Origin of the sequence: Arthrobacter sp. zg-Y820, assembly GCF_030142155.1 — a bacterium.
In the GTDB taxonomy this organism is placed as follows: domain Bacteria; phylum Actinomycetota; class Actinomycetes; order Actinomycetales; family Micrococcaceae; genus Arthrobacter_B.
Genome location: NZ_CP126247.1, coordinates 2,689,777 through 2,716,175 on the forward strand (window position 1 = coordinate 2,689,777; position 26,399 = coordinate 2,716,175).

Here is a 26,399-nt window from a genome sequence, read left to right on the forward strand (position 1 = left end):
GCACGCCGCGGCCGAGCGTGGACGTCACGGGGCGAAGACCACTTCGGCAGCGACTGAGACCTCCAGCAGCAGCGGCGCTCCATTCGTGGTGGCGGGGCCGGCCAGGACCGCGAGCTCGGCTTCCAGCGCGGAGAACTCCGTGACTCGGCGGGCCGGAACTCCCAGGCCTTCGGCGAGGGTGGCAACGGAGATCTGCGGAAACGCCGGCCACGGCGCCTTGCCTCCGCGCTTGTCGGCCAGCCTGTCCATTACCGCGTAGCTGCCGTTGGCCAGGACGATGAAGACCACCGGGACTCCCCGTTCCGCGGCCGTCCAAAGTGATTGGATGGCGTAGAGCGAGGACCCGTCGCCGACCACCGCAACCACCGTCCTCCCTGGCAGGCCCATCTTGAGTCCGATGGCGGCCGGCAGCGCGAACCCCAACCCGCCCATCGCCGCCGAGACGAACCCCAAGGGGGCCTGCGCCGGCACCATCGCCTGCAGCGCCGGGCGGGACGACGGCGCCTCCTCGACGAGGACGGCGTCCCGGGGCAGGTACCGTGCCAGCAGCTCGAAAACGTGCGCCGCCCGCAGTGCCTCCCCCTCCGCCGGCGGGTCCAAACGAAACGCCGCAGCCGGGGCTGCCGCGGCTGCGGGCCGCGCCGGGCGCCGGAGGGGCATCTGCTCCGCAAGCAGACGGGAAATGCCGGCCACCAGCACCGCGGGATCGCCGACAAGCGCGAGGTCTGCGGGTGAACGGTTGGCCTCTGCGGCGTCGGCGGTCAGCACCACTATGCGGGTTTGTTCCGGCACGAGCGGTCCCTCGGCATAGGGGTATTGCCGGATGGCTGCGGTGCCGGCGACGAGCAGCACGTCATGGCCCGACAGCGCGGCACGCACCCGGGGACGGTCTGCCGGAAGCTGCCCCTGATACAGCGGATGTGTCTGAGGAAAGCCTGCCCGGGCCCCGAAGGGCTCGATCCAGACCGGGGCCTGAAGAGTTTCGGCCAGCTCCGTCAGGGCTGCCCAGCCGGCTTCGGTGTCGTTTCCCGCGCCGGCCAGGATCGCCGGATTGTGAGCGGCTGCGAGCATGGCGGCGACCTCCGCGGCGGCCGCAGGCAGTCCGGGCGGAGCAAGGACGACGCGCCCGGCTGCCGCCGCAGCATGCGGCTCCATCGGTTCATCCCAGTCCCCCATCGGCACAATGACCAGGACGGGACCGGACCCCTGCTCGGCCCGCAGCGCAGCCCGCGATACCGCCGACGGGACATCTGCGGCCCGGACCGGGGACAAAATCTCCAGCGGATAGTTTCCTGCCAGCCCGTCCAGCTGCCCGGTAAGGAACGGCTCCAGGGCCAGATGCCGGCGGTCCTGTTGGCCCACCATGACCACCAGCGGCGCCCGGTTTACCCGCGCCGTGGCGATGGCGCCAACCGCGTTGCCCAGCCCCGCGGTAGTATGCAGCAGCGCGAAAGCGCAGCGTCCCGTCGCCAGGGCGTAGCCGGTTGCCATGCCCACCACCGATCCTTCATGCAGGGCAAGAATGAAGTCGAAGTCATCCGGCAGGTCGACCAGGAACGGCACTTCGGTGGAACCCGGATTCGAGAACAATGTGGTGAGGCCGCGAAGCCGCATCACGTCAAAGGTTTCCTCCCTGACGGTCTTCATTGGCGGACCGCGCTTTCGCCGCCCGTGCCAGAGCCGGGCAGCACGGGTCGGCCGCCGCCCCCGCCGTCGGCTTTGCCTGCCCGGGAGCCGCCCGCGTTGTGCTTGGCTAGCTGGATCTGCTCGTAAACGTGGTTGCGCAGTTCGACGAACCGCGGCAGCGAGCGGGTGGTGAGCTGGTCCCGCTCAGCAGGCAGGTCGATGAGGATATCCTCCTGCACCACGGTGGGCGAACTGGAGAGGACGACCACCCGTTCACCCAAGTACACGGACTCATCGATGTCGTGGGTGACGAACAGGATGGTTACCCCCAGCTTTGCCCAGATACTCCGAACCAGGTCCTCCAGATCGGCACGGGTCTGCGCATCGACGGCGGCAAAGGGCTCATCCATCAGCAGGACCTTGGGCTGATACGCGACCGCCCGGGCAATGGCCACCCGCTGCTGCATACCGCCGGAGAGCTGCCACGGGTAGCTGGTGGGCACATGGTCCAGCCCGACCGCCTGCAGGGCGTCATCGACCAGCCGTGTGCGCTCGGCCTTGGGCATCCCGGCGGTCTTGAGCGGCAGCTCGACGTTGGCCCGCACCGTCATCCAGGGAAAGAGGCTGCGTCCGTACTCCTGAAAGACGACGGCCATGTCCTTGGGCGGATCGGTGATCTTTCTGCCTTCCAGGACCACCTCCCCCGAGGTAGCTGCCATGAGGCCGGCGATGATCTTCAGCAGCGTGGTCTTGCCGCTGCCCGACGGGCCGACAAGACAGACCAGCTCCCCGGGGCGGAGATCGAAGGTAAGGTTCCGCACCGCTTCCACCTCACCGGCGTCGACCTTGTAGATCTTCTGAATGCCGCGGACTTCCAGCAGCGGCTTTCCAGCCGCCTCCGGGGAGTTATTCTGCATGTTCTACCTCTCTTAACCCGTGGTACCAGCCAAGAACGCGGCGTTCGGTCCACTGGAACAAAAATGACATGACGACGCCGATCAGTCCCAGGACCACGATGCCGCTCCACATCTCGGGGATGGCGAAGGAGCGCTGGAACTGGACGATCGTGAAGCCCAGGCCCTCCGAGGACGCGAACATTTCGGAGATGACCATGAGGATCAGGCCGATCGACAGGCACTGCCGGATGCCCGCCATGATCTGCGGACTGGCGCTGGGCAGGACCAGATAGCGCAGCCGGTGGAAGCCGGTGATGCGGAAGGTCTTGGCGCTGTCGCTGAGCGTGCCGTCCACGGCACGGACGCCCTCGATGGTGTTCAGCAGCACCGGCCAGATGCAGCCCGAGACGATCACCGCAACCTTCATCTGGTCGTTGATGCCGATCAGCAGCATCAGCACCGGAATGAGCACCGGCGGCGGGATGGCACGGAAGAACTCCAGCATCGGTTCCAGCAGGCTGCGCAGCCAGCGGATCGTGCCGACGAGCACGCCCAGCACCGTGCCCAGCACAATTGCCAGCAGGATGCCGATGATCAGGCGGGTGACACTGGGCAGCACATCCTGCACAAAGCGCTCCCCCACCCAGACCGTGACCAGTTTGTCTGCGAGGATCCCTGGCTTGGGAACGAAGAAGTTCGTGCCGCCCAAGGTGGATGCCCACCAGAGCAGGATCAGCAGCACCGGCAGGCCCACGAGGTAGCCGAACTTTCGGAGCAGTTTCATACCACCACATCCCCGCGTACCGAACTGTGCCAGCGCAGGGTGCGCCGCTCAACGAAGCGCATGCCCATATTGATCACGATGCCCAGCACTCCGGTGGTCAGTACCAGCGCATACATTTGGGCCACCGCCCCTCCGGACTGCGCCAGCGCGATCTCGTTGCCCAGGCCGGGCGAGCCGATGATCAGCCCGGCGGTAATGGCCAGGATCAGCGCAACAGCTGCAGCCAGCCGGATTCCCGTCATTAAATACGGCAGCGTGGTGGGCCACACGACGTACCGGATTCGGTCCAGCCGGCCCAGCCCAAAGCTGCGGGCGGTGTTGCTGGCCACCGGGTCAACGTCGGCCACCCCGTAGAGCACCTGGATCAGGACCTGCCAGAACGAGGCGTAAACCACCAGCAGCAGGGTCGATTCCAGCTTGAAGCCGAACAGCAGCACGGCCAGGGGAATCAGTGCCACTGACGGAATCGGCCGCAGGAATTCAATGGTCGAGTTGGTGGCGCGGCGCAGGAAGGTGCTGGAGCCAATGATCAGGCCCAGGATCACTGCGGCGGTCGCTGCGATCAGCAGGCCCAGCGCCCAGCCGGTCATCGTCTGGCCGACCGCAGTCCAAAAAGCGCCCAGCGCCAGGTTGGAGAAGAAGATGCCGAGGATGTCGCTTGCCGGCGGCAGGTAGGCGGGATTAACCAGCCCGGTCCGGGGAATAAGTTCCCAGGTCAGGAGGAAACCCGCGATTCCGGCCATGCCCAGGAGGGGCCCGGCCGGAAGACGCAGCGGGGTTTTCATGAGTCGCGTCGTTCCGGTCGCCGCTACTGCTGCGCGGGCAGCATGAGGTCCAGGTCCGGTGCCTCTGTCAGGGTGCCGTACCGGGTTGCGGCATCACCAAGCACGGCGGCTGCGTCCCGGTCGAACTCTACGCGGAAGGTCGGCAGGATCATTTTGGCGCGCATCGCCTCGTCGATCTTGGTGTAGGTGCCCACCACGTCGCGGACCGCTTCCGGGTTCTCCTGGGCATACACCAGAGACTTGTTCATGGCCTCGGTGAAGTTCTCCACCAGCTCCGGATTCGCCTCAATGTACTCGGCGGAGGTGAAGTACCCCGAGATGTCCAGGTTCGGGTCGGTCTCGGCAAAGTTGTAGGAGATGACCCGGGCGCCGGACTCCACAGCCTGGGTCAGGAAGGGTTCGACGATCCAGGCGGCATCCACCTGGCCCGATTCAAGGGCGGCCGGAGCGTCCGGGAAGGGGATCTCCACAAACCTGATGGCGGACTCGTCGCCCCCGTCGTCCTCGACGACCTTGCGGATGGTGGTGTCGCCAATGTTCGAGAGGTTGTTGACCGATACCGTCCGGCCGGCCAGGTCGGCGGGGGCCTGGATCTCGGAGTCCGCGGGAACCACGACGGCCCCGAAGTCGGAGGAGGTGTCACCAGTGGTGGAGTTGCCGTTCGCTACATATCGGACGTCCAGGCCCTTGTCATTGGCGACCATGACGGACATGGTGTTGCCGAAGGCGAATTGGAAGTCCCCGCTGACCACGCCGGGCACCGCTGCGGCGCCGCCGGTGGTGGTCTGGATATCGAGGTCAAGGCCCGCGTCCTCGAAGAAGCCCTGTTCCTTTCCCAGCCAGATCGGCGCAGTGTCCACAATCGGGATCACGCCGACGGCGACCTTCGTCAGATCTCCCTCGGCCGCACCGCCGGCACCGCCTGATTCGGTCGATTCCCCTCCGGAGAGCGAACCTGATCCGCAGGCAGAGAGGGCCAGCGCAGCGACGGCTGCTCCGGCAAGGGAGATGGCACGTTTCATGGATCGACTCCTTTGTCACCGGCATCCGGGGCCACAACAATGGTCCCCGGATACCCGTTCGCATGATGAACATTTGTTCTCTGCGCAAACGTAAGGAGTCGGGCCCTGCTCAGTCAAGAATTTTCATGGAATAGATCACATCGATAGGAGACCGTGACCTTGACGCTCAGCCTGCCGCGTGGTTGGCGGCACCCCGGCGGGACGCGATTGCCCACCGGACGCACAGGCTCAGGATGAGCAGTACGACAGCTGCTCCCACCGGCACCAGGAACGCCGCCTGATGGCCGTCGCTGTCGGCCAGCCGTCCGGCCAGGGAAGCGCCGATGGCGGTTCCGGTGACCACGCCGCTGGCGAGCATCGTCATGACCGTGCCCATCAGGTGCCGAGGGGCGACGACCGCGCCAATGCCGAAGATGCTCACCATGGTGGGACCCACGGGGATGCCCAGGACGAAGAGCGCCACCAGCATGGTGGGGATATCCGCGGGGAAGAGCAGGAGGACCGAGAAAGCGGCCATGGCCGCCGCGGAGACCATCCAACGCGCGGCCGCCGTAAAGCGCTCCGGCCAGAAGGCCACGGACAGTGCCGCCGCGGCCGAGCTGATGCCCATGACGGCGTACAGCAGGCCTGCGGCGGAGGCAATGTCAAAGAGACCGCCAAAGGCGGTGAGGCTCGTCTGCGTTCCGCCAAAGAAGGTTCCCATCGCCACCATGCCTAGGACGGGAAGGGCGATGAGCAGCCAGTCCGCGCGCGGATGGACCGCATCGGCTTCGACCGGATTGCCTGCCTTCTCTGCGTCAGCATCACGTGCAGCCTTAGCTGCGCGTGCCGCCCGCGCGGGGACAACGGAACGGACCGTCGGGTGCACGGCAAAGGCGCTGACCATGGTCAGCGTCAAAACCGCGGCTATGGCCAGCGGCAGCCAGGGCGCGACGGCGGCTGCCAGCAGACCGACGAGCGCCGGGCCGAGCACGAAGCTGAGCTCATCCGCGGTGCTCTCGAAGGACATCGCGGTGTCCAGGTCACGTGCGCCCGCGGTGTCGGCACCGCGCCTGCGCTCGGTCATGGCCATCCAGCGCACACGGGCCAGCGGACCGACCTGGGGGCAGGTGGCGCCCATCAGGAAGGCAGCGGCCAGTGCCGCGAACGGAGTCGCTGCATCGGGCAGCTGGAAGGCCATGTACAACGTCAGCGCGATGGCCAGCGGGTTGACGACGGCGGTGGTCAGCAGGACCGGCCGCTGACCGACGCGGTCCGCCACATATCCGAGGACGGGAGCGCCCAGTGCCGAGCCGATTCCGACGGCGCCGGCGGCCAGGCCGCCGGTCGCATAGGATCCGGTAACGCTGGTGACCAGGGTGAGGGCGCCGACGGTCAGCATGGCCAGCGGCAGCCGGGCCAGGAAGGCGACCGGCACGAATCCCCGGCCCGCCAGCGCGAAGATCCGCGCGTACCGGCCGGCGGTTGCTTCTGCGGGAGTGCGCTCAGCTTCGGCCGGCGACGCTTCGGCGGTCACCGGCTCGCGGGGAGCCTGCTCGTTCGGAGGAGGGGTACCCGGAGTGCTGCTCCGGGGCGCAGTGGGGGCAGACGGAAGATTGTTCATGCGGTTCCAGACACGTTTCAGCGCGCATCGTCCCCCCTCCCGATGCGCCCAACCCGGCTACCCCGCTATTCTATCCGATTCCGTGCCCCCGCCGCCGTGATGTTCCTTGCACTGTCCGCCGGCCGGTGTTGTCCACCGGCGGACAGTCCGGGGTTATTCGCTGTCGCGCGTGGTCTGCTCGGCAAGGGTGTCCCAGAATGAGGTCTCCGCGGAACGGATCGAACCGTTTGCGATCGCTCTGGCGGTCGCATCCAGCGTGGTGACCGTTTGCTTGATCAAATATCCGTTGCTCTTCTGGCCGAGGACAGCCGAGGGATTGGTGTTGTCCGACATGCCGCGCATCTCAAAGAGCAGCGTGGAGATTCCGTACTCAACCGAAATCCCGTTGCGGCTGATTGTTTCAGCAGATCCTCCGACGTACCGTCCAAGATGTCCCCATCCGGTCGGGTCCACGGCGCCGAACACCACCGCGCCCAGTTGCTTGGAACCCTCGACCACGACCGGGTCAGCATTCGGCGTCGTGGGATAGAGAATCGACCCGGACACGAGCCGGCCGTCGCGTTCGCTCTGTGTGCCCTGATGGTGAAGATCGATCATGTAGTCGACGTTGTACGCCTGCAGAACGTTCCGGTGCAGAGCTTGGGTTTCCGGCTGGATCTTTGCCACATGGTCACGGTTCAGGTCCGTGCCGGTGGCATTAGCGCGGGTCAGGGTCCGACCGCCGTCTGCGATGTAACCGTCCAGGGGAAAGTCGACATCACCCATTGCTCCGTCGGGATTGAGCATGGGGACAACCAGGATGTTCACCCCGTTCAACACCCCTTTGGTTTTGCCGGTGCCGAGGTGCTTGACGAACTCCAGCGCACCCTCGGTGGTCAGCTGTTCATTGCCGTGCTGCTGCGTCAGATAAAGGATCGTGGGATTGTCCGGGTTGGTGATGAACTTCGCGAGATACAGGTCCCGGCCCTTTACCGACTGCCCGATCACTTCCAGCTCCATCGCCGGTTGACGTGCATCCTGTTTATGGAGCTCAGCCACGACCTCGTCGTAGGTGCGCAGAATCGAGGTGTTGATGGTCTCGTTCCCGCCGTAGTTGGGCCCCTCACCGACTGCATATGCCGGGGCCGCCGCGGTCCCTGCCGCCAACAGCACGGCAAGCGACAGGGCGGTGATGGTTTTGGATGTCCTCATGGTCGGTCTCCTCAAAAAGGGTGTGACTGCTGTGAAGGAAGTGAAACCTGACTACTTGGATCTGTCAATCATCTCTACCGGAGTCTTCCCTTTTGGGTTCTCTTCCCGTATAGGCGGCATGTACCGCCGGTCAGACACCCACCGGGTCACCGGCGGAGAAGCGCACGGAGGACCCGTTCCGGCCCTTCGTGATCTGCAGCTGCGCTCCGATGCGCTGCTTCATTTCGGCCACGTGGCTGACGAGGCCCACCACACGGCCCCCGTCGCGGAGCCCTTCCAGCGCATCCATCACCTGTTCCAGCGACGTTTCATCCAGGCTGCCGAACCCCTCGTCCACAAACAAAGTCTCGATGCTGACGCCGCCGGCCTCCTGCTGGACGACGTCGGCCAGGCCCAACGCCAGGGCCAGGGACGCCATGAAGCCCTCCCCGCCGGAGAGCGTGGAGGTGTCCCGGTGCTGCCCCGTCCAGGCATCGGTGACGTGCAGGCCCAGGCCGGCTTTCCTGTTGCCGGAGGTGGAATCGCTGTGCACCAGGGCATAACGGCCACCGGTCATGGCCGACAGGCGTTCGGTTGCCGCCGCGGCGACCTGTTCCAGGCGCGCGGCCAGGACGTAGGTACTCAGCGTCATCTTGTAGCCGTTCTCGCCGCCGCCACGCGCGGTGTCGGTCACCGAGCGGAGCAGTTCGTGGCGCTGTTCCAGGGGGCGGATGCGTTCGGCCGCCTCGGCCAGCTCACGCGCGTACTCCTGCAGAGCGGCGGTTGAGGCCTCCAGGAGGCCCAGCCGCACTGAACACTGGGTGAGCCGGGTCCGGGCCGCTGCCGTGCGGTCGGCGGCAAGCACCAGGTCTTCCTCATCCGGCACGGGAAGCGGTTCTCCGCGTCCGTCCAGGGCTGCCGCTGACTCCTCGCTCTCGCGGCGCAATGCCAGCCGCTGCCCCGCCTGGTCGTAGCCGGTCACGGTGAGCTTGAACGCGGCGGCCTCTTCGTCAGCCAGCAGGGCGTCCCGCACTGCCTGGACGGTTTCGAACTCCGAAGCCTTCAGCCGTGCGGGAAGGTCTTCCTGCGCTTCAGCGGCATTTTCCCCGGCCGCTTGCCGGTCCGCCAGCGTCCGTCGTGCGGCTGCCACCAGGCCGCGAAGTCCGGTCAGGGAGTCAACCCGTTCCGCAAGCGAGGCGAAGCCGTCCCGGGCGGCCTCAACGCGTCCGCTGAGTTCAGCGATCTGCCGCTGCGCCGAGATGCACTGTTCATCTGCCTGCGCCGCGGCGATCTGGGCGGCCGATTCCTCCTCGGCCAGCTGCTCGAGTTTGGCCGACAGTTCTGTGCAGCGCTTCAGCGCTGCGTCCAGTTCCCGGCCGGCGGCGGTTGCCTGGGCCAAGGCATCCTGTGCTTCGGCTTCCAGTGCACGGGCGGTTTCCGGGTCGCCGTCCCCGCCCTGGATCCGCAGCTCGGCCAGCCGGCGGTTGGCGGCATCCGCCTCCGCACGGGCGGCTTCGAACTCCTGCTCGGCGCTTTCGGTGAGCAGCCGGGCGTTGTCCTCATCCAGCTTTGTCACCGCGCTCTCGCCGTCAGGCAGGACCGCCGGGGCTGGGTGTTCAGCGCTGCCGCACACCGGGCAGCCCTGCCCGGATTCCAACCGTCCGGCCAGTTCCGCGGCGGCCTGCTCCAGCCGGCGCTGCAGCTTGTCCTGCCATTCCTGGCGCCGGTCCTGGTACGTTCCGCGCAGTTCGGCAGCGGCCTCGTCGGCGGCTGCTGCCTCCCGGGCGGCCCGGGCATATTCCCCGATGGCCCGTGTCAGGGCGCGTGCCCGGTCCACGTCTTCCGCCGCCGCTTCCCGCCCGGAGGCCCGCTCCCGCAAGGATTCGAGTTCGCGGGTCAGTTCACCCTCTTCAGCCCGAAGCGCGGCGGCCGCGGCGCCCGCGGCGGCAGCCGCCGCGCGCCGGGTCCCGGCCCGCCCGGCGGCTTCAGCGAGCTCAGTTTCGAGCACGCTGATGCGCTGTTCCTCGGCCAGTGCGGCTTCCGCCGTTCCCAGCTCCGTGGTCAGCCGGGCATCCGCCGCTGCCAGTTCGGCTGCAAGCTCCGCAGCCTCCTCCGGAATCTCCTCCGCTGCATCTTCCGGGGAATCCCCGGCCAGGCCGTACGCCGCGGCGCGCGGATGGGCGGACAGCTCCGCCAGGGCCTGCGCTGCCGCGTCCTCCCGGAGCTGGAGCCGGGCTGCGGCGGCATCAACGGCCCGGACGTAGCCGCCCAGTGCTTCGGCCTGGCCGTGCCGGGCCAGGGCGGCGCGCAGCGGTTCCACCTCGGCCAGCTGCCGGGCGTGCGCCTGTTCATCGCGTTCCAGCTGCTGGCGGGCGAGGCCGCGGGAGCGGCGGTGCTCGATGTCCAGCTGGGCGGCTTCCGCTTCCCGCAGGGCAGCGGAGAGTGCGGCGGAGGTTTCCCGCGCCGCGGCAGTCCGGGCCGCCAGCGTGCGGCGGAACTTCTCCACCGCGGCGGTGTCGGTGCTGCCGCCCCCAGCTCCCGCGCCCGCTTCGTCAGCAGCGGCTGCCGCGTCTGCCGCGGCGTCTGCGGCGGCGCCTGCGTCGGCATTGCCGTCGCCGTCGGCGTCACCCTCAGCTTCCGGGTCGGTGTCCCCGGCCCAGCGCTGCATTTCGTCACGGGCCCGGCGCAGCACATGCTCAGCTTCGGCCCGGGCGGCCTGCAGCTCGCGGGAGGCCGCCGCGAGGTCCTCCTTGAGCTGGTCTTCAATCTCTTCGAACCGGGTGGTGCCAAAGAGCTTCTGCAGCAGATCCGCCCGTGTTTTGGCGTCAGCGCGCAGGAACGCCGCGAAGTCGCCCTGCGGCAGCATGACCACCCGGGTGAACTGTTCCTTGTCCATGCCCATGAGGGCCTGGATCTCGGCACCGGCCTCATCGTTGCGGGCGGACTTTGTCACCCATTCCCCGTTGACGAACTCGCGGAGAGTCGTGTGCGCCTGCTCGGTCACGGTTTTTCCGGTGCCGCGCTTGGCGGGACGGTCCCAGGCCGGGTTCCGGACCACCTCAAAGCGGCGGTCGCCGGAACTGAATTCGCACACGACTTCCGGCGCGGTGTCCGGCGCCGCGTGGTCGCTGCGCAGCCGTTTGGCGGTCTGCCGGGCGCCGGGGACCCCGCCGTAGAGGGCATAGCAGATGGCGTCGAGGATGCTGGTCTTGCCGGCGCCGGTGGGGCCGTTCAGCAGGAACAGCCCATGGGCCCCGAGTTCGTCGAAGTCGATGACCTGGCGGTCGGCGAAGGGGCCGAACGCCTGGATTTCCAGCCGGTGAATCCTCATTTCGCCGCCTCCGCAGACTGGACCTTGGTGAGGACGTCCGCAAACAGCTGCTTTTCCTGCTCATCGGCCTGCCGGGAGCGGACATGGTCCAGGAAGCCGCAGCAGATCTCCAGGTCGTCTGTGGCCTTGGCCAGCCGCTGGCTGTAGGTCTGGCCCGCGGCACGCGGCCCCGAGGCTGGTTCGAAGGCCAGGACCAGGGTGTCCGGAAACCTGCTGCGCACTGATTCCATGGCCTTGGCCGGGCGTTCGTCATCCGTCAGGGTCACCTGGCAGTAAGCGGTTTCGGCATCCGTCAGTTCAGGGTCCGCCAGCAGCTCGGCCAGGGTGCCCCGAAGGACGGCGAGCCGGCGCGGCGCCGGCCACAGGACCGGTTCCACGGACACCAGGCCGGCGGCGTCGAATTCCACCAGGAGCCCGCCCTTCTGCTGGCGTGCCTCGGAGAAGGAATAGGGCAGCGGAGAACCGCTGTACCGAACGGAGGGACTCAGTTCCTGCCGTCCGTGCAGGTGGCCCAGGGCGGTGTAGGTGAAGCCGTCAAAGAGGTCCAGCGGAACAGCTCCGACTCCCCCGACGGTGAGGTCCCGCTCACTGTCCGACGTGATGCCGCCGCTGGCGAAGACATGGGCCATGGCCACCGGCAGGACCGGCTGGCCGGCGTCGGCCCGGCGCTGCACATCCGCAGCGATGCGGCGGACGGCTTCGGCCACGACGGTGGTGTGGTGCGGCGTGTCAACGCCGAGCTCCGGGGCGGCCAGCCGCGGTTCCAGATAGGGGATGCCGTAGACGGCGACGGGCGTGCCGCCGGTGTCGAGCAGGACCGGCTCCGGAATCTCACTGATCCGGGTGCGCAGGTACACGCCGCCGCGCTCAAAGATGCGGCTGCCGAAGCCCAGCCGGGCGGCGGAATCGTGGTTGCCGCTGGACAGGATGACCTTCGCCCCGGCGGCCGTGATCCGGTCCAGTGCCGAATCGAGCAGGCGGACGACGTCGACCCCCGGCAGGGCACGGTCATAGACGTCACCGGCGATCAGCACCGCGTCAACCGCCTGCTCGCGGACGGTGTCCACGAGCCGGTCGATGAACTGCTGCTGGGCGCCGAGCATTCCCACGCCGTGGAAAGAGCGGCCCAAATGCCAATCGGAGGTGTGCAGTAATCGCATACTCCTAAAACTACCTCCCGGCACCGACACTCCCCGGACACCGGGGACATGACAACGCCCACCCCCTCCGGCAAGTGGTGCGCCGGAGGGGGTGGGCGTGGTCGGGCGTGTGAGCTAGGAGGACTTGTTGGCGCGCTTGCCGCCGTCGTCGTCGCCGTTGAAGAAGCCGCGGGCCTCATCCCCGTTGATCCGGGCGGAGGTGCCCTGACGCGAGGCGTCGGGGGCTGCAGCCGGTGATGCGGCGGCCGGAGCAGCCGCCGAGTCGGCGTCGTAATCGGCATCGAAGTCGTCGTCGGCCGCATCGGCGACCGTGAGGTCGATGCTGCGATAGATCAGGCCGGCGATCAGGGCGCCAAGGATCGGAGCGACCCAGAAGAGCCAGAGATGGCCCAGCGCATCACTGTCGGCGAAGAGGGCAACCGCAGTGGAGCGTGCCGGGTTGAGCGAGCCGCCGGTGATCGGTGCCAGGAACGTCAGCAGGACCACGTAGGTCACGCCCACGGCAAACGCCGCGGTGGCCGCAGGCTTGCGCCCGGCCGTGGCTCCCAGGAACACGGCGGTGAGCAGTGCGGCACCGATGACCTCGGTCAGCAGGGCGCTGGCCAGCGGGAAGCCGGCACCGTACTCCACGCCGTACCCGTTGGACAGGGCGGAGAAGACAGTGCGTGTTTCATTGAGTTCGGGAACGCCCTGGATGACAACCCAGAGGATCAGCACAGCCAATGCTGCGCCGATGAGCTGCGCGATGACGTAGACCGGCAGTGCTTTCAACGAGGTGCGGCCGGCCGCGGCGCTGGCAACGCTGATGGCCGGATTGAAGTGTCCGCCGGAGACGTAGCCGAAGGCCACCATGGTCGCAGCCGCGGCCAGGCCGACGCCCAGGGGCGAAGAGACGCTGCCCGTGGCGCTAAAGAAGGCAAGGCCAACGCCGACAAAGACCAGAAGGAACGAGCCCACGGCCTCTGCTGCGCTGCGCCCAACCAGCCCGTAGGTGTGCAGGCGCTTGCGGGGTGCTGTTCCGGTGGCAGGGTGCGCAGCACGTGCGCCGCCTGTGGAGATGGGCTCGGCATTCATTCGCAAAAAGTGTCCTCTTCCTAGGGGGTGTGGCACGGCGGAATCCATCAGGGAAACCGCCGCAGGCCCGGAGCGGTAAACACGCGCCGGGCAAACTCACCCAGCTTGCCATTGCCAGCTGGGAGGATACTGAAGGCTCGCGCAGGCCGGGACGCTCGATATGCTGGAACGGTGAGCCTAAACCCCAAAGAACCGCCCGCCGCTGATCCTTTTCCGACGGAACCGGGTGCGTCCTCCTTCCATCTTCCCCTCGATGGACAGGGAGGAAAAGTGTTTGGCTGCCTGCTTGCCGGCGCACTGGGCGATGCGCTCGGCCACGCCGCCGGATCTTCCGGTTCCGCGGAGGTCCGCCACGCCTTTGGACCGGACGGAACCGGGACCCTGTCCGGCGTCGCCGGGCCCGTTCCGTTCTCCGCTGCCACACAGATGACGCTGTACACGCTCGACGGGCTGCTGGAAGCCCTGGAATGGGCCAACGCGGGGGTGGGTGCCGACGAAACCGCCTGCCTCTGGCTGGCGTACCTGCGCTGGCTGAAGACCCAGGGTGTCTCCCCGGACCCCGGCGCCCCGAATCCTCCGCTGCGGTGGATCGATGCGCAGCCGGTTCTGCATCAGCGCCGCGCTCCCGGAAACACAAGCCTCTCCGGGCTTTCCGGGCCGGACATGGGAACCAAGTTCCGGCCGGTCAATCCGGATTCCAAGGAAAGCGGGACCGTCACCCGGTCCGCACCGTTTGGCCTGCTTCCCTATGTGGAACCGGGCATGGTGTACCGCCTGAGTGAGGACGCAGCGTCGCTGACGCACGGACATCCGTCCGCGCGGCACAGCGCCGCGGTGTTCAGCGCGCTGATCCACGATCTGCTGTCCCCTGCAGCGTCGCTGCAGCAGGCCGCGGAGGCGGCGGTGCTCCGCGCAGCCGAAAGCGGCGTGCCCGAACTGTCCGCCCGGATAGCCGCTGCCATTGAGCTGGCGCGTTCCGGGCCGGTTTCCCCGGAGGAACTAACTGCGGCCCTGGGCGAGGGCCGGGTGGCAGAAGAAGTCCTGGCCCGCGGGCTGTACGCCGCGCTGGCCACCTCCGGAGCCGGCTCGCCGCAGGAGCACTTCCGTGCCGCGGTGGCCTTGGCCGTCCACCACGACGGCGCCGCCGGCTCCACGGGCTCCGTCACCGGAAACATTCTGGGCACGCTCTACGGCGCAGCAGCCCTGCCCGGCGACTGGCTGGCCGTGCTGGAGGGCCGGGACCTCATCGAAGAGCTGGCCCGGCAGTTCGTCGCCGCCACGGGCGGGTAGCCGCAGCGCCGGCGTTACCGGGAGCCGCCGGTGCCGCCGAGCATCTGCAGGAACTCGGCCTCGGAGAGCACCTCGATGCGCTGTCCCTTGCCGTGCAGGTCCAGGACCCGGCGTGCCTTGCCGGTCAGGACCCCGTTGCGCAGGTCTCCGGCCTCGAAGCCGTCGCCCATCACCAGCATCGTGGTGGCACGGGTGACGTTGGAGGCCGGGCGGGCGCCGAAGTCCGCGGCGGCGTTCTTGGCTGACTGGCGCGACATGCCGAGGTTTCCGCTGAAGACCACTGTGTGGCCGAAAAGCGGATGAGCGGCATCGGCCAGCGGATTGGGCGGCGGGTTGTCCCCTTCGGAGGGCCATCCCGACCAGCCGGTGGCCGCCGCCTTGGCCTCCGAGCCGGTGCCGCGTTCCAAGGCGGCGCGTGTTGCCTTTGACAGGTTATCGATGCCCGGAAGATAGGCTTCCAGCCGGGACGGGACCATCCCCTGGAGCGCAAAAAAACCGGCCATGTCGGCGGCACCGCTGCGGCGGACAATGTCGAGCATGATCCCGGCGCAGGCGCGGGAGTCCTCCACGGCGTCGTGGTGGTTCAGCAGCGGCACGCCGGCAGCCTCGGCCGCGAAGGGCAGCGAGTGGGACACCAGGCTGTAGGTGCGGCGGGAGTGCACCACCGAGCAGGTGTAGTCATAGGCCGGACCCGGCAAGCCGGAAACTTCCAGGGCGGAGCGGATCACGCCCATGTCGAAGGCTGCGTTGTGGGCCACCAGCAGGTCTCCGCCGATGAACGCTCCGATTTCCGGAAACAGATCGCCGAAGCGCGGAGCTCCGGCCACCATGTCAGCTTCGATGCCGTGGATGCGGGTGTTGCGCCGGTCAAAGAAGTCGTGCCCCTGCGGTGGGCGCATGAGCCACGAGGCTTCCTCGACGACGACGCCGTCGCGCACCTTGACCAGCCCCACCGAACAGGGCGATCCCCGGAATCCGTTGGCCGTTTCGAAGTCTATGGCCGTGAATTCAATTCCCACGCGGTGTTCGGTTCCTTGCTGAAGATGGGGGCAAAACGGTGAAGATGCGGGTCAATCAGAGGCGGCGGACGTTACTCGCCCTCGGCGGGCTCGGGCGGCAGGACGGACTTCTTCCGCCGGTGGGAGCGGACCTTGCTGACCACGAACCAGACGGCCACCAGGACGCAGGCCACGATGACGATCTTCTGGAAGACGTCGGCATAGGCCTCCACGAGGTGCCAGCTCTCGCCAAGGTAGAACCCGGCGATGATGAAGATGGAGTTCCAGATGAGGCTTCCGGCAGTGGTCAGTCCCAGGAACTTCCAGACCGGCATCCGCTCGATGCCGGCCGGAATGGAAATCAGGCTGCGGAACAACGGGATCATCCGGCCAAAGAACACTGCCTTGTAGCCGTGCCGGTTGAACCAGGCCTCAACCTTGTCCACGTCTTCCAGGTCAACGAGGGGCACCTTGGAGACGAGGCGGCGCATCCGGTCCCGGCCCAGCCAGGCGCCCAGGCCGTACAGGGCCAGGGCGCCAACGACGGAGCCGAGGGTGGTCCAGAACAGTGCGGCGACAATTGAGAAGTTTCCCTGGCTGGCGGTGAAGCCGGCCAGCGGCAGGATCACTTCGCTGGGCAGCGGCGGAAAGAGGTTTTCGATGGCGATGGCCAGGCCCGCACCGGGAGCCCCGATGGTCTCCATCATGTCAACGGCCCACTGCGCGATCCCTCCCAGCGCCGATCCGTCGGTACTGGCGGTGGCAACTGAGGCAAGAATCTGTGTAGTCATATTGCCCTCAATTCTGCCCTACGAATCGGCCCGGGCGGAAACCCGGGCCATCCGGCGGGCAGCCGGGCAGGTCCCCGGGCCGCTCAGGCCAGGGCCACCACGATCGCCGGCAGCAGGGCGCGGAACGCCTGCCCCCGGTGGCTGATGGCGTTCTTTTCCGCCGGCGCCAGCTCGGCGCAGCTGCGGTCCGAACCTTCGGGCCGGAGCACCGGGTCGTAGCCGAAGCCGCCGGTTCCGCGCGGGGCTGGAAGCAGCGTCCCGCGCAGCTCTCCGCGCTCCACGGATGCGGTGCCGTCCGGCAGCGCGAGTGCCGCGGCGCACACAAACGCCGCGCCCCGGTGCTCCTCGGAAATGTCGGCCAGCTGGGCCAGCAGCAGCTCCAGGTTCGCGGCGTCGTCGCCGTGCCGTCCGGACCAGCGGGCGGAGAAGATCCCCGGGGCACCGCCCAGGACGTCCACGGCCAGCCCGGAATCGTCGGCAATCGCGGCCAGCCCGGTGGCCGCGGCCACGGCACGGGCCTTGAGCAGCGAGTTTTCCTCGAAGGTGACGCCGGTTTCGGCAACGTCGGGAACCCCGGCGGCAGCCGCATCGATCACCTGGGTGTCGACGTCGAGCCCCTCGATCCGTCCGCGCAGCAGCTCACGCAGTTCCCGCAGCTTGCCCTGGTTGCGGGTGGCGAGGACCAGCCGGGCCCCTGCGGGAACCGGGCTCATGCCGACTCGCCCAAGGTGCTGCGCTGGATCTCCGCCAGCTCGGAGGTGCCCAGCAGCGCCAGGTCCAGCAGGGCATTGAGTTCATCGCGGTCAAACGGTGCGCCTTCGGCGGTGCCCTGGACCTCCACGAACTTGCCCGAACCGGTCACCACGACATTCATGTCGGTTTCGGCGCGGACATCTTCGACGTACGGCAGGTCCAGCATGGGCACGCCGTCGATGATGCCGACGCTGATGGCCGCCACGGTGTCCAGCAGGGGCTCCGCGTTGCGGGCGATGAGTTTGTTGTCCTTGGCCCAGGTCAGGGCATCGGCCAGCGCCACGTAGGCGCCGGTGATGGCGGCGGTGCGGGTGCCGCCGTCGGCCTGCAGCACGTCGCAGTCCAGCACGATGGTGTTTTCGCCCAGCGCCTTGGTGTCGATGATGGAGCGCAGCGAGCGGCCGATCAGCCGGGAAATCTCGTGGGTGCGCCCGCCGAGCTTGCCCTTGACCGATTCACGGGCGTTGCGGGTGTTGGTGGCCCGGGGCAGCATGGCGTATTCGGCCGTGACCCAGCCCTTGCCCTCGCCCTTGAGCCAGCGCGGCACGCCAGGGGTCAGGGAGGCGGTGCACAGCACGCGCGTGTTGCCGAACTCGATCAGCGCGGAGCCTTCGGCCTGCTTGGACCAGCCGCGGGTGATGGTGATGCTGCGCAGCTGGTCGGGGGTGCGGCCGTCGGAGCGCACGACGGCGGAACCGGCGGCGGGCGTGGAAGAAACAGGGCTGTTTGCAGCGGTAGTCATGCGCCCAGTCTATCGGCCGGAACGGGGCACCCGCCGGGCGGGGCCGCCCGGCGTGCGGGTGGGACCGCCCGCGGAGCCGCTCAGCCTGCGGGCTGGACTCCGGGGTTGACGGCCAGCGGCGCGGCGAACGGGCTGCCGACGTCGTAGGAGACACCGGCGACGGCCACCGCCAGGTCACCGGCATAGGTTTCCCTGGCCTCGGCCACTGACGTGTTTGCGTCGTTCCAGACCGGCAGGTGGGTCAGGAGCAGACGGCGGGCGTGGGCTGCGGAGGCCGCGGCACCGGCACGCTTGCCGGTCAGGTGCACACCCTCGATGGCATCGTCGCGGCCTTCATGGAAGGCGGCTTCGCAGAGGAAGACGTCGCTGTCACGGGCGGCTTCCTCCAGGCCGTCGCAGGAGTCGGTGTCTCCGGAGTACGCCAGCGTGTGCAGCACGGGCTTGCCGTCGGCGCCGATGCCGGTTGCCTCGATCCGCAGCGCATACGCCTCATCGGCCGGATGCCGGACCGGATAGGGCGTCACGGTGAACGGGCCGATGGTCACGGTTTCCCCGCCGGTCCAGTGCAGGAACTCGAAGTCCTCGTGCATGCCGGGATCGGTCGGCAGGCCGTAGGCCGTGGCCATCCGGTCAGCGGTGTCCTGCGGCCCCCAGACCTTGATCCGGTCCCGGTTCCAGCCCGCCGGGTCCCAGTGCACTGCCACGTGCAGGCCGCAGAGGTCCATGCAGTGGTCCGGATGAAGGTGGGTCAGCAGCACGGCGTCAATGTCGCGCAGGTCCATGTAGCGCTGCAGCGCGCCCATTGAGCCGTTGCCCAGGTCCAGCAGGATGCGCCAGTCGCGGACGCCGTCGTTGGCGGTCACGAGATAGCAGGAGGCGGGCGACGCCGGGCCGGGAAAGGAGCCGCTGCAGCCCACGATGGTCAGTTTCATGGAGTGCCGTTCCGAAGGGCGCCGGGCGGCCTTCCGTGTTCGTTGTGGATGGAGCGGTCTGCGGGAGAACGGCGTCCGGAGCGGTCCGCGGTCACCATTTCCGGGGTGATCCGGGCCAGGCTGCCGGTGGGATAGTGCGCCGCGACGTTCTCGACGTGTTCAACGCTGAGGACCTCGGGGCCGAGGAAGCGGCGGGCGAGCAACTCAAACGACGTCGAATCCCCCGTGGCCACGAAGTGGTGTTCGGGCGCTGTGGCGGCGGTGCGCTGCAGGTCGTGGGAGATCAGCGCCCGGTAGACGTCCTTGGCGGTTTCTTCTGCGCTGGACACCAGCGTCACGCCGTCGCCCATGACGTAGGAAATCACGCCGGTGAGCAGCGGGTAGTGGGTGCAGCCCAGCACCAGGGTGTCCACGTCCCGGGCCTTCAGGGGTGCCAGGTATTCTTCGGCGCTGGCCAGCAGGTCCGGGCCCGCCGTGACGCCGGCTTCGACGTACCGGACAAACGCCGGGCACGCCACCGAGGCGATCTCCAGATGGGGAGCGGCCGCGAAGGTGTCGTTGTAGGCCCGCGATCCGACGGTGGCCTCGGTGCCGATCACGCCGATCCGGCCGGACCGGGTGGCCGCGACGGCGCGGCGCACGGCGGGCTGGATCACTTCGATCACGGGAATGCCGTAGCGGCGGGTGTAACGCTCGCGGGCGTCCCGGAGCACTGCGGCCGAGGCGGTGTTGCAGGCGATGACCAACAGCTTGACGCCGGAATCCACCAGCTCATCCATCACGCCCAGCGCGTTGGCCCGGACTTCGGCGATCGGAAGCGGGCCGTAGGGTCCGCGGGCGGTGTCGCCCACGTAAAGAATCGACTCATTGGGCAGCTGGTCAATGACCGCCCGGGCGACGGTAAGCCCTCCCACCCCGGAGTCGAAAATGCCGATGGGGGCGTCCGCATTGTTTTTCCGCGGCAGGCTGTCGTGCTGCGGCTGGCTGGCGCGCTTGCGCAGCGGTGTGCGCGGGGCGTCCTTCAGCGGTTCCGTCGTCAGTGAGGAACTATCCGGGTCAGAGCTCATAATGTATCGAGAATAGTCCCCCCGTCCCCCGGGGCGTACTCAACGGGACGTGCGCTTGATCACAGCAGCGAGCGGGTCATGGCCTGCATCAGGGTCTCCTGAAGCCAGGTGACAAAGTTGTAGACGAGGGCAAGGTAGCCGTCCACGTCCTGCGCCTGGGAGGGCTCGGTGATCCCGTGCAAGCGCTCGGCGTCTTCGTCGGTTTCCAGGTTCAGCCGGTCGGCGAGGACAAGCCGCACATCGTTGAGGGCACGGGCAAAGTACTGGGCCTGCTCACCGTTCAGGAGCAGCGGCTTGGACTCCAGCAGCAGGGCCGCGGCGCGCAGTGCTCCGGTCTTGTCCTCCCGCAGCGAGCGCTCGGTGAGGCGGCGGAATTCCAGGGCTTCGCCGTCGTCCCCCTGCACCCCGTCCGGCAGCAGCCGCCGCAGCGCGGAGTCTGACGGGACACGGGCACTGGTGTCCAACCCCACCATCGCGGCGAGCGGATCGGCGTCGGCCGGGGTGTCCGGTTCGAGCATGCCCAGCACGTCGTTGAACAGGCTGCGCAGCAGCTCCCGCTCCCCCGCATCCAGTGATGCCGAGATTCCCTTGCGGGTGGTTTTGAATCCGCTTGCCACGTCTGTCCTATCCGCCGGCCCGGGGCCGGTCTGTCCTGCTGGTGGTGCCTGCCTGCGTGCCGCGGGTCAGGGCTCGTCGGTCTTTTGGAACGTGGCCCACAGCCCGTAGGAGTGCATCGCCACGGTGTCCCGCTCCGCCGATTCGCGGGAGCCGGTGGCCACGACGGACTTTCCGTGCTCATGCACTTCCATCATCAGCTTGTTGGCCTTGGCTTCGGAGTACCCGAAGTAGCTGCGGAAAACGTAGCTGACGTAACTCATGAGGTTGACCGGGTCATTCCAGACGATCACCACCCAGGGCACGTCGCTGCTGACCATGGACTCCGTTTCAGCGCGCTCGAGTGTGTCGGTGCCGGGCGCAGTGCTCAAAGTCATGAGTCCAATTGTAGGTTGGCTCCCGGTGGCCAAACCGCCAGCGGAGGTCTTCTACTCAATAAGCGAACGGGGGATAGAGTTTTGACTGTGAACAGCCCTAACGCTTGGCGCCAGCCCAATGCCGCCCTGTATACAGACCATTACGAGTTGACCATGCTGCAGGCTGCCCTGCACTCGGGCACCGCCTCCCGCCGCTCGGTGTTTGAGGTCTTCGGCCGCCGGCTGCCCGACGGCCGACGATACGGCGTCGTCGCCGGCACCGGCCGGATCCTCGAGGCACTGGCCGCCTTCCGGTTCGACGACGAGCAGCTGGACTTCCTGGAACGCACCTCGGTGGTGGATGCGCCCACGCTGAAGTGGCTGGCCGATTTCCGCTTCTCCGGCAACATCTTCGGATACGCGGAAGGCGAGGCGTACTTCCCGCATTCGCCCATCCTGACCGTTGAATCGACCTTCGCCGAGGCCTGCATCCTGGAGACCCTCCTGCTGTCGGTCCTGAACCATGACAGCGCCATCGCGTCCGCGGCATCGCGGATGGTCAGCGCCGCCGGCGACCGTCCCTGCATTGAAATGGGATCGCGCCGCACGCACGAGGAGGCGGCAGTGGCCGCCGCCCGGGCTGCGATCATCGCCGGCTTCGATTCCACGTCGAACCTCGAAGCCGGGCGCCGCTACGGTTTGAAGACCGTGGGCACCGCCGCCCATTCCTTTACCCTGCTGCATGACACGGAGCCTGACGCCTTTGCGGCCCAGATCGGCTCGCTGGGTGTTGGCACGTCGCTGCTGGTGGACACGTACGACGTCGAACAGGGCGTGCGCAACGCCGTCGCCGCCGCCGGTCCGGAACTTGGCGGGGTCCGGCTGGATTCCGGCGACCTGGTGGCCCAGGCCAAGTGGGTGCGCGAGCTGCTCGATGACCTGGGCAACACGGACACCCGGATCATGGTGACCTCGGACCTGGACGAATACGCCATCGCCGCCCTGGCCTCCGCCCCGGTGGACGCGTACGGCGTGGGAACGTCCCTGGTCACCGGATCCGGTGCGCCCACGGCCGGAATGGTCTACAAACTGGTCAGCCGCGAAGGGGACGACCACGAGTTTGTCTCGGTGGCCAAGGCCGCCAAGAACAAGGCGTCCCGCGGCGGACGCAAGTATGCGCTGCGCCGGCTCAATGAGCGCGGCACGGCCACCGCCGAGGTCATCGGCATCGGCCACCGGCCGGTCGATGACGGCAACGACCGCCCGCTGCTGGAGCAGTTTGTTGCCGACGGCGAAATCCTTCCCGGCTGGACCGGGGCTGAAGCCGTGGACCGGGCCGCCAAGCGGCATACCGCGTCCCTGGCTGAACTTCCAACCGCGGTGAACCGCCTGCAGCGCGGCGAACCGGTAATCCCCACCGAATACGAGGAGTGAGAATGACGCGTGCCCTGATTGTTGTCGACGTCCAGAACGACTTCTGCGAGGGAGGATCGCTCGCCGTTCCCGGCGGCACCGACACCGCCTCCGAAATCACCGACTACATCGAAACGACGCTGGGGCGTTACGACGTGGTGGCCGCCACCCAGGACTGGCACATTGAACCCGGCTCCCATTTCTCCGACACCCCCGACTACAAGAATTCCTGGCCCGTGCACTGCGTCGCCGGTTCCACCGGTGCCAGCCTGCATCCGGACCTGGACACCGAACACATCGATGCGTTTTTCCGCAAGGGCCAGTACGAGGCGGCCTACTCCGGTTTCGAAGGGGTGCTCGCCCCCGAAGACGAAGTCCCCACCGGCGACCTGGATACCGCGGCGGTTCCCCCGGACCCGGCAGAAACCGTCAGCCTCGATGACTGGCTGCGCGAGAACGACGTCGAGGAAGTGGTGATCGTGGGCCTGGCCGCCGACTACTGCGTCCGGGCCACGGCCTTGGACGCCATTGCCGCCGGCTACGACACGTTCGTCATTCCGGAGCTGTGCCGCGGAATCGACCGCGCCGAAACCCGGGCCGCCCTGACCGAGCTCGAAGATGCCGGCGTGGAGCTGCTGGACCTCTAGTCCGCCTTCCCCCCCTGCTCTTCCCTTGCCCCTCCCCGAGATGGCAGAAGGTGCAGTTCCCAGCGCTGGGAACTGCACCTTCTGCCATTTCGCGGGACACTGACGCGGAGAAGCCCGGAATGGCCGACTCCCGGCAGCCTTACTTGCGGCCGATGAACCAGTCCTGCAGCTTCTTCAGCCGCTGGTTGAGCTGCTCCTCATTGGCCTGGGCCACGGGCGGCCCGCCGCAGATGCGGCGCAGCTCGCTGTGCACCATTCCGTGCGGCATGCCCGAGCGCGCCGACCAGGCGGAAACGTTCTTCGCCAGCTGGCCGCGCAGCTCGGTCAGCTGCCGGTGGTCCATGACCGCCGGTGCCGGTTCGGGTTCGGGGGCTGCGGCAGCTTTGCGGCCGCGGCGGGACAGCTGTTCGTGCTGGCGCTGGCGCAGCAGCACACCCATCTGGTCCGCGTCCAGCAGCCCGGGGATGCCCAGGAAGTCCTGTTCCTCTTCGCTGCCGAGCTCGCCGCCGGTGCCGAATTCGCCGCCGTCGAAAAGAACCCGGTCAAAGGAGGCCTGGGATTCCAGGGCCTCGAACTTCTGCTTGGTGAGGGAGTCCGAGGCCTTTTCCTCCTTGTTGGCCGCTTCCATGAGGCTGTCCTCCAGCCCAAAGCCCTCCTCCTCGAGGTGGCTCTCCGGCCGGTCCAGGGCGTGGTCGCGCTCCATTTCCAGCTGGTTGGCCAAGGCCATCAGGTTGGGCACCGAAGGCAGGAAGACCGACGCCGTTTCCCCGCGTTTGCGGGCACGCACAAAACGGCCCACAGCCTGCGCGAAAAACAGCGGCGTTGCGGTGGAGGTGGCATACACGCCGACCGCCAGCCGCGGCACATCCACACCTTCGGAGACCATCCGCACCGCGACCATCCAGCGCTGCTGCCCGGCGGAGAACTCGTCGATCTTGTCGGAGGCCTTGGCGTCGTCGGAGAGGATCACCGTCGGAGACTCTCCCGTGATCTTCTTAAGGGTGCCGGCATAGGCCCGGGCGTCGTCGTGGTCAGTGGCAATGACCAGTCCGCCGGCGTCGGGCACCGCCCGCCGGACTTCGGTCAGCCGCCGGTCGGCGGCGGCCAGGACGGCGGGAATCCACTCGCCCGTGGGATTCAGGGCGGTGCGCCAGGCCTGGGCGGTGATGTCCTTGGTGACCGATGCCTCGCCCAGCGAGGCGGCCATTTCGTCGCCGGCGCTGGTGCGCCAGCGCATGTTGCCGGAGTAGGCCATGAACATCACGGGACGGACCACGTGGTCGCGCAGGGCTTCGCCGTAGCCGTAGGTGTAGTCGGCCTTGGACCGGCGGATGCCGTCCCGGTCCTTCTCGTATTCAACGAACGGGATCGCCGCCGTATCCGACCGGAACGGGGTTCCCGTCAGTGAAAGCCGTTTCACCGCCGGTTCGAAGGCCTCCCGGATGCCGTCGCCCCAGGAGAGGGCGTCGCCGCCGTGGTGGATTTCGTCGAGGATCACCAGGGTGCGGGCGGCTTCGGTCTTCGCCCTGTGCAGCATGGGTTTGGACGCCACCTGGGCGTAGGTCACGGCAACGCCAATGAAGCCGTCGCCGTGCCGTCCGTCCGCGTTCTTGAAATTGGGGTCCAGGGCCAGTCCCACCTTCGCGGCGGCGTCGGCCCACTGGCGCTTGAGGTGGTCGGTCGGTGCCACGACGGTGATCCGCTTGACGATCCCGCGGTCCACCAGCTCCGTGGCGACACGCAGGGCGAAGGTGGTCTTGCCGGCGCCGGGGGTAGCCACGGCGAGGAAGTCGTCGGCGTCGGACGCGAAGAACTTCTCGAGGGCTTCGGCCTGCCACTGGCGCAGCTTCGGGGCGGTGCCCCAGGCGGCTCGTTCCGGATAGGCGGGCGGCAGGGCCGGCCCGCCAAAGAGGGTGTCGGGGCTCACGCTGTGAACGGCACCTTTCCTGTGTTCGGGGTAACTATTGCACTGCGCGCACCGGAGACAATCCCCACGCACGCAAAAATGGCCAGGACCAGCCACATGACGCTGAACACGCCGGACTGGCCGGAAGCGGCAGGGTTCTGCAGCAGGGCGAAAAGAATCCCTGCCACTGTGGTTCCTGCAACGGCTCCGACCTGGTCGGAAATTTGGAGGGACGCGGAATTGCGTCCCCGGTCCGCGGAAGTGGACAGCGCCAGCACCATCACTGAGGTGCTGGAGAGGGCCAGGCCCATGGCTGCTCCCGCGAAGGACCACACCACCACGATGACCCAGAAGGGCACTGACGGCGAGGTAAGCAGTCCGATTCCCCCCACTGCCGCAGCCAGCATGGTTGCGCCAATGACCAACAGTCGGTGACGGCGTCCGCCGGCACGCGCCTGCAGGAAAGAACCCACAGCCCAGCCTACCGCTCCTGCGGTCAATGCCAGTCCGGCAGTGGCCGGGTCCACACCGTGCGTCGCGAGCACCATGAGCGGCAGGAAGGCCTCCGCGGCGACAAATCCGGCGCTCAGCAGGCCGCGCGTGGCCACCACGCTGGGCAGGCCGCGCGCAAGCCGCAGCGTGCCCGCCGGCAGCAGCCGCCCCAGCGCGACGCCGGCTGCCGCGGCTCCCACTGCGGCCACCGACCAGAGCAGCACTGAGGACGCCAAGGCTGCTTCGTTGCCGGCCCACTGGGCGGCGAAGACCGCGGCCGCCAGCACGGTGCCCCACAGCGCGCGGCGCCGACCCAGGGCCGGATCCAGGGCGGGATAATCGGGCGCTCCCAGGGAACGAACCCGCGGCCAGACCATGAGGCCCGCGACCAGCACAATGGGGATGACGGCGGCAAAGACCCAGCGCCAGCTCACGTACTGGGCCAGCAGCCCGGCGGCCAGGGGTCCGGCCATGGACGGCAGGATCCAGGCCGTGGCCAGCCAGCCGAAAAGCACCGGCTGCAGTGCCGCGGGATAGATCTCGCCGATGATCACGTAGACCGCCACGATCATGGCTCCGCCGCCGAGCCCGGACACCGCCCGGCCGGCGGTGACAATCCAAAACTCGCCGGCCAGGGCGGACAGCACCAGGCCGGCCGTCATCAGGGCCAGGCCGGCGGCCAGCGAGGGCAGCGGCCCCTGCACATCGCATCTGCTGCCGGCCACGACGGTGCCCAGCAGCGAGGCGGTCAGAAACATCGAGAACGCCAAGCCGTAGCCGGCACCGGCCGAGAGCTCCTCGGCGACCACGGGCATCGCCGTCGTCACGGCCATCGCTTCAAACGCGGAGCAGGTGATGATGGCCAGGATGCCCAGGGTCAGGGCACGGTATGCGGCGGAAAGGGCGCCGGCGGGGCGCGGTGCAGCAGACGAACCCATGGACGGAC

The 26,399-nt window shown here is 68.0% G+C and carries 23 protein-coding genes; 3 read left to right on the plus strand and 20 right to left on the minus strand.

The features are described 5' to 3' along the window. Positions 1-24: 24 nt before the first annotated feature. The 10 genes from QNO08_RS12165 to QNO08_RS12210 all read right to left on the minus strand — a co-directional run bounded on the left by QNO08_RS12165 (position 25) and on the right by QNO08_RS12210 (position 13,451). A complete protein-coding gene (locus QNO08_RS12165; RefSeq protein ID WP_229965247.1) occupies positions 25-1,647 on the minus strand; it encodes a thiamine pyrophosphate-dependent enzyme in 1,623 nt (540 codons plus the stop codon). Then, positions 1,644-2,543 carry an ABC transporter ATP-binding protein gene (locus QNO08_RS12170; RefSeq protein ID WP_229965246.1) on the minus strand — a complete coding sequence of 300 codons (900 nt, stop codon included), beginning with the start codon at positions 2,541-2,543 and terminating at the stop codon, positions 1,644-1,646. Before QNO08_RS12170 ends, QNO08_RS12165 begins: the two co-directional genes overlap by 4 nt. After that, entirely contained in the window at positions 2,533-3,306 is a 774-nt protein-coding gene (locus QNO08_RS12175) for an ABC transporter permease (protein ID WP_229965245.1), read from the minus strand. The genes QNO08_RS12170 and QNO08_RS12175 overlap by 11 nt, the downstream gene beginning before the upstream one ends. Next, positions 3,303-4,091 carry an ABC transporter permease gene (locus QNO08_RS12180; RefSeq protein WP_229965244.1) on the minus strand — a complete coding sequence of 263 codons (789 nt, stop codon included), beginning with the start codon at positions 4,089-4,091 and terminating at the stop codon, positions 3,303-3,305. The genes QNO08_RS12175 and QNO08_RS12180 overlap by 4 nt, the downstream gene beginning before the upstream one ends. A 23-nt stretch (positions 4,092-4,114) precedes the next feature. Beyond that, positions 4,115-5,113, minus strand: a complete 999-nt coding sequence (locus QNO08_RS12185) for an ABC transporter substrate-binding protein (protein WP_229965243.1) — start codon at positions 5,111-5,113, stop codon at positions 4,115-4,117. Positions 5,114-5,279: 166 nt separating this feature from the next. After that, positions 5,280-6,716, minus strand: coding sequence for an MFS transporter (locus tag QNO08_RS12190; RefSeq protein WP_229965242.1), 1,437 nt, complete (start codon positions 6,714-6,716; stop codon positions 5,280-5,282). Positions 6,717-6,869: 153 nt separating this feature from the next. Then, positions 6,870-7,907, minus strand: a complete 1,038-nt coding sequence (locus QNO08_RS12195) for a M14 family zinc carboxypeptidase (protein ID WP_229965241.1) — start codon at positions 7,905-7,907, stop codon at positions 6,870-6,872. Positions 7,908-8,037: 130 nt separating this feature from the next. Then, positions 8,038-11,217, minus strand: a complete 3,180-nt coding sequence (locus QNO08_RS12200; protein ID WP_229965240.1) for an AAA family ATPase — start codon at positions 11,215-11,217, stop codon at positions 8,038-8,040. Further along, positions 11,214-12,377: an exonuclease SbcCD subunit D gene (locus tag QNO08_RS12205; protein ID WP_229965239.1), complete on the minus strand. Its 1,164-nt coding sequence runs from the start codon at positions 12,375-12,377 to the stop codon at positions 11,214-11,216. Before QNO08_RS12205 ends, QNO08_RS12200 begins: the two co-directional genes overlap by 4 nt. A 114-nt stretch (positions 12,378-12,491) precedes the next feature. Beyond that, the gene (locus QNO08_RS12210; protein WP_229965238.1) at positions 12,492-13,451 is read right to left on the minus strand and encodes an MIP/aquaporin family protein; all 960 of its coding nucleotides are present in this window, start codon (positions 13,449-13,451) and stop codon (positions 12,492-12,494) included. A 270-nt stretch (positions 13,452-13,721) separates the two neighbouring features. On the opposite strand from QNO08_RS12210, the gene QNO08_RS12215 reads away from it, so the two are divergent. Further along, positions 13,722-14,741 (plus strand): ADP-ribosylglycohydrolase family protein, encoded by a 1,020-nt coding sequence (locus QNO08_RS12215; RefSeq protein WP_229965237.1) that lies wholly within the window; start codon positions 13,722-13,724, stop codon positions 14,739-14,741. A gap of 14 nt (positions 14,742-14,755) precedes the next feature. Here QNO08_RS12215 and QNO08_RS12220 read toward each other — a convergent pair whose 3' ends face one another. From QNO08_RS12220 to clpS, 8 genes are all read right to left on the minus strand, one after another. Continuing rightward, complete coding sequence (locus QNO08_RS12220) at positions 14,756-15,760, minus strand: 3'-5' exonuclease (protein ID WP_229965236.1); 1,005 nt, start codon at positions 15,758-15,760, stop codon at positions 14,756-14,758. A gap of 71 nt (positions 15,761-15,831) precedes the next feature. Next, positions 15,832-16,530, minus strand: a complete 699-nt coding sequence (locus QNO08_RS12225) for a DedA family protein (protein WP_229965235.1) — start codon at positions 16,528-16,530, stop codon at positions 15,832-15,834. Positions 16,531-16,613: 83 nt separating this feature from the next. Beyond that, positions 16,614-17,243 (minus strand): RdgB/HAM1 family non-canonical purine NTP pyrophosphatase, encoded by a 630-nt coding sequence (gene rdgB / locus QNO08_RS12230; RefSeq protein WP_229965234.1) that lies wholly within the window; start codon positions 17,241-17,243, stop codon positions 16,614-16,616. Continuing rightward, on the minus strand, positions 17,240-18,025 hold the full coding sequence (gene rph / locus QNO08_RS12235; RefSeq protein ID WP_231712144.1) for a ribonuclease PH: 786 nt from the start codon (positions 18,023-18,025) through the stop codon (positions 17,240-17,242). Before rph ends, rdgB begins: the two co-directional genes overlap by 4 nt. Before the next feature lie 80 nt (positions 18,026-18,105). Beyond that, the gene (locus tag QNO08_RS12240; protein WP_229965233.1) at positions 18,106-18,957 is read right to left on the minus strand and encodes an MBL fold metallo-hydrolase; all 852 of its coding nucleotides are present in this window, start codon (positions 18,955-18,957) and stop codon (positions 18,106-18,108) included. Then, complete coding sequence (gene murI, locus QNO08_RS12245) at positions 18,954-20,024, minus strand: glutamate racemase (RefSeq protein ID WP_229965232.1); 1,071 nt, start codon at positions 20,022-20,024, stop codon at positions 18,954-18,956. Before murI ends, QNO08_RS12240 begins: the two co-directional genes overlap by 4 nt. Positions 20,025-20,083: 59 nt before the next feature. Then, positions 20,084-20,641, minus strand: coding sequence for a DUF2017 domain-containing protein (locus QNO08_RS12250; protein WP_229965231.1), 558 nt, complete (start codon positions 20,639-20,641; stop codon positions 20,084-20,086). Between the two features lie 66 nt (positions 20,642-20,707). Then, positions 20,708-21,016 carry an ATP-dependent Clp protease adapter ClpS gene (gene clpS / locus QNO08_RS12255; protein ID WP_229965230.1) on the minus strand — a complete coding sequence of 103 codons (309 nt, stop codon included), beginning with the start codon at positions 21,014-21,016 and terminating at the stop codon, positions 20,708-20,710. 87 nt (positions 21,017-21,103) lie between these two features. Here clpS and QNO08_RS12260 point away from each other — a divergent pair, with 87 nt between their 5' ends. Together QNO08_RS12260 and QNO08_RS12265 are read left to right on the plus strand one after the other, a co-directional pair. Next, positions 21,104-22,429, plus strand: a complete 1,326-nt coding sequence (locus QNO08_RS12260; protein WP_284015674.1) for a nicotinate phosphoribosyltransferase — start codon at positions 21,104-21,106, stop codon at positions 22,427-22,429. Positions 22,430-22,431: 2 nt separating this feature from the next. Then, positions 22,432-23,055 carry a nicotinamidase gene (locus QNO08_RS12265; RefSeq protein ID WP_229965229.1) on the plus strand — a complete coding sequence of 208 codons (624 nt, stop codon included), beginning with the start codon at positions 22,432-22,434 and terminating at the stop codon, positions 23,053-23,055. A gap of 139 nt (positions 23,056-23,194) precedes the next feature. Here the strand turns inward: QNO08_RS12265 and QNO08_RS12270 are convergent, their stop codons facing one another. Both QNO08_RS12270 and QNO08_RS12275 read right to left on the minus strand, forming a co-directional pair. Continuing rightward, positions 23,195-24,982, minus strand: a complete 1,788-nt coding sequence (locus QNO08_RS12270) for a DEAD/DEAH box helicase (protein ID WP_229965228.1) — start codon at positions 24,980-24,982, stop codon at positions 23,195-23,197. After that, positions 24,979-26,391 carry an MFS transporter gene (locus tag QNO08_RS12275; RefSeq protein WP_229965227.1) on the minus strand — a complete coding sequence of 471 codons (1,413 nt, stop codon included), beginning with the start codon at positions 26,389-26,391 and terminating at the stop codon, positions 24,979-24,981. The genes QNO08_RS12270 and QNO08_RS12275 overlap by 4 nt, the downstream gene beginning before the upstream one ends. Positions 26,392-26,399 lie beyond the last annotated feature (8 nt).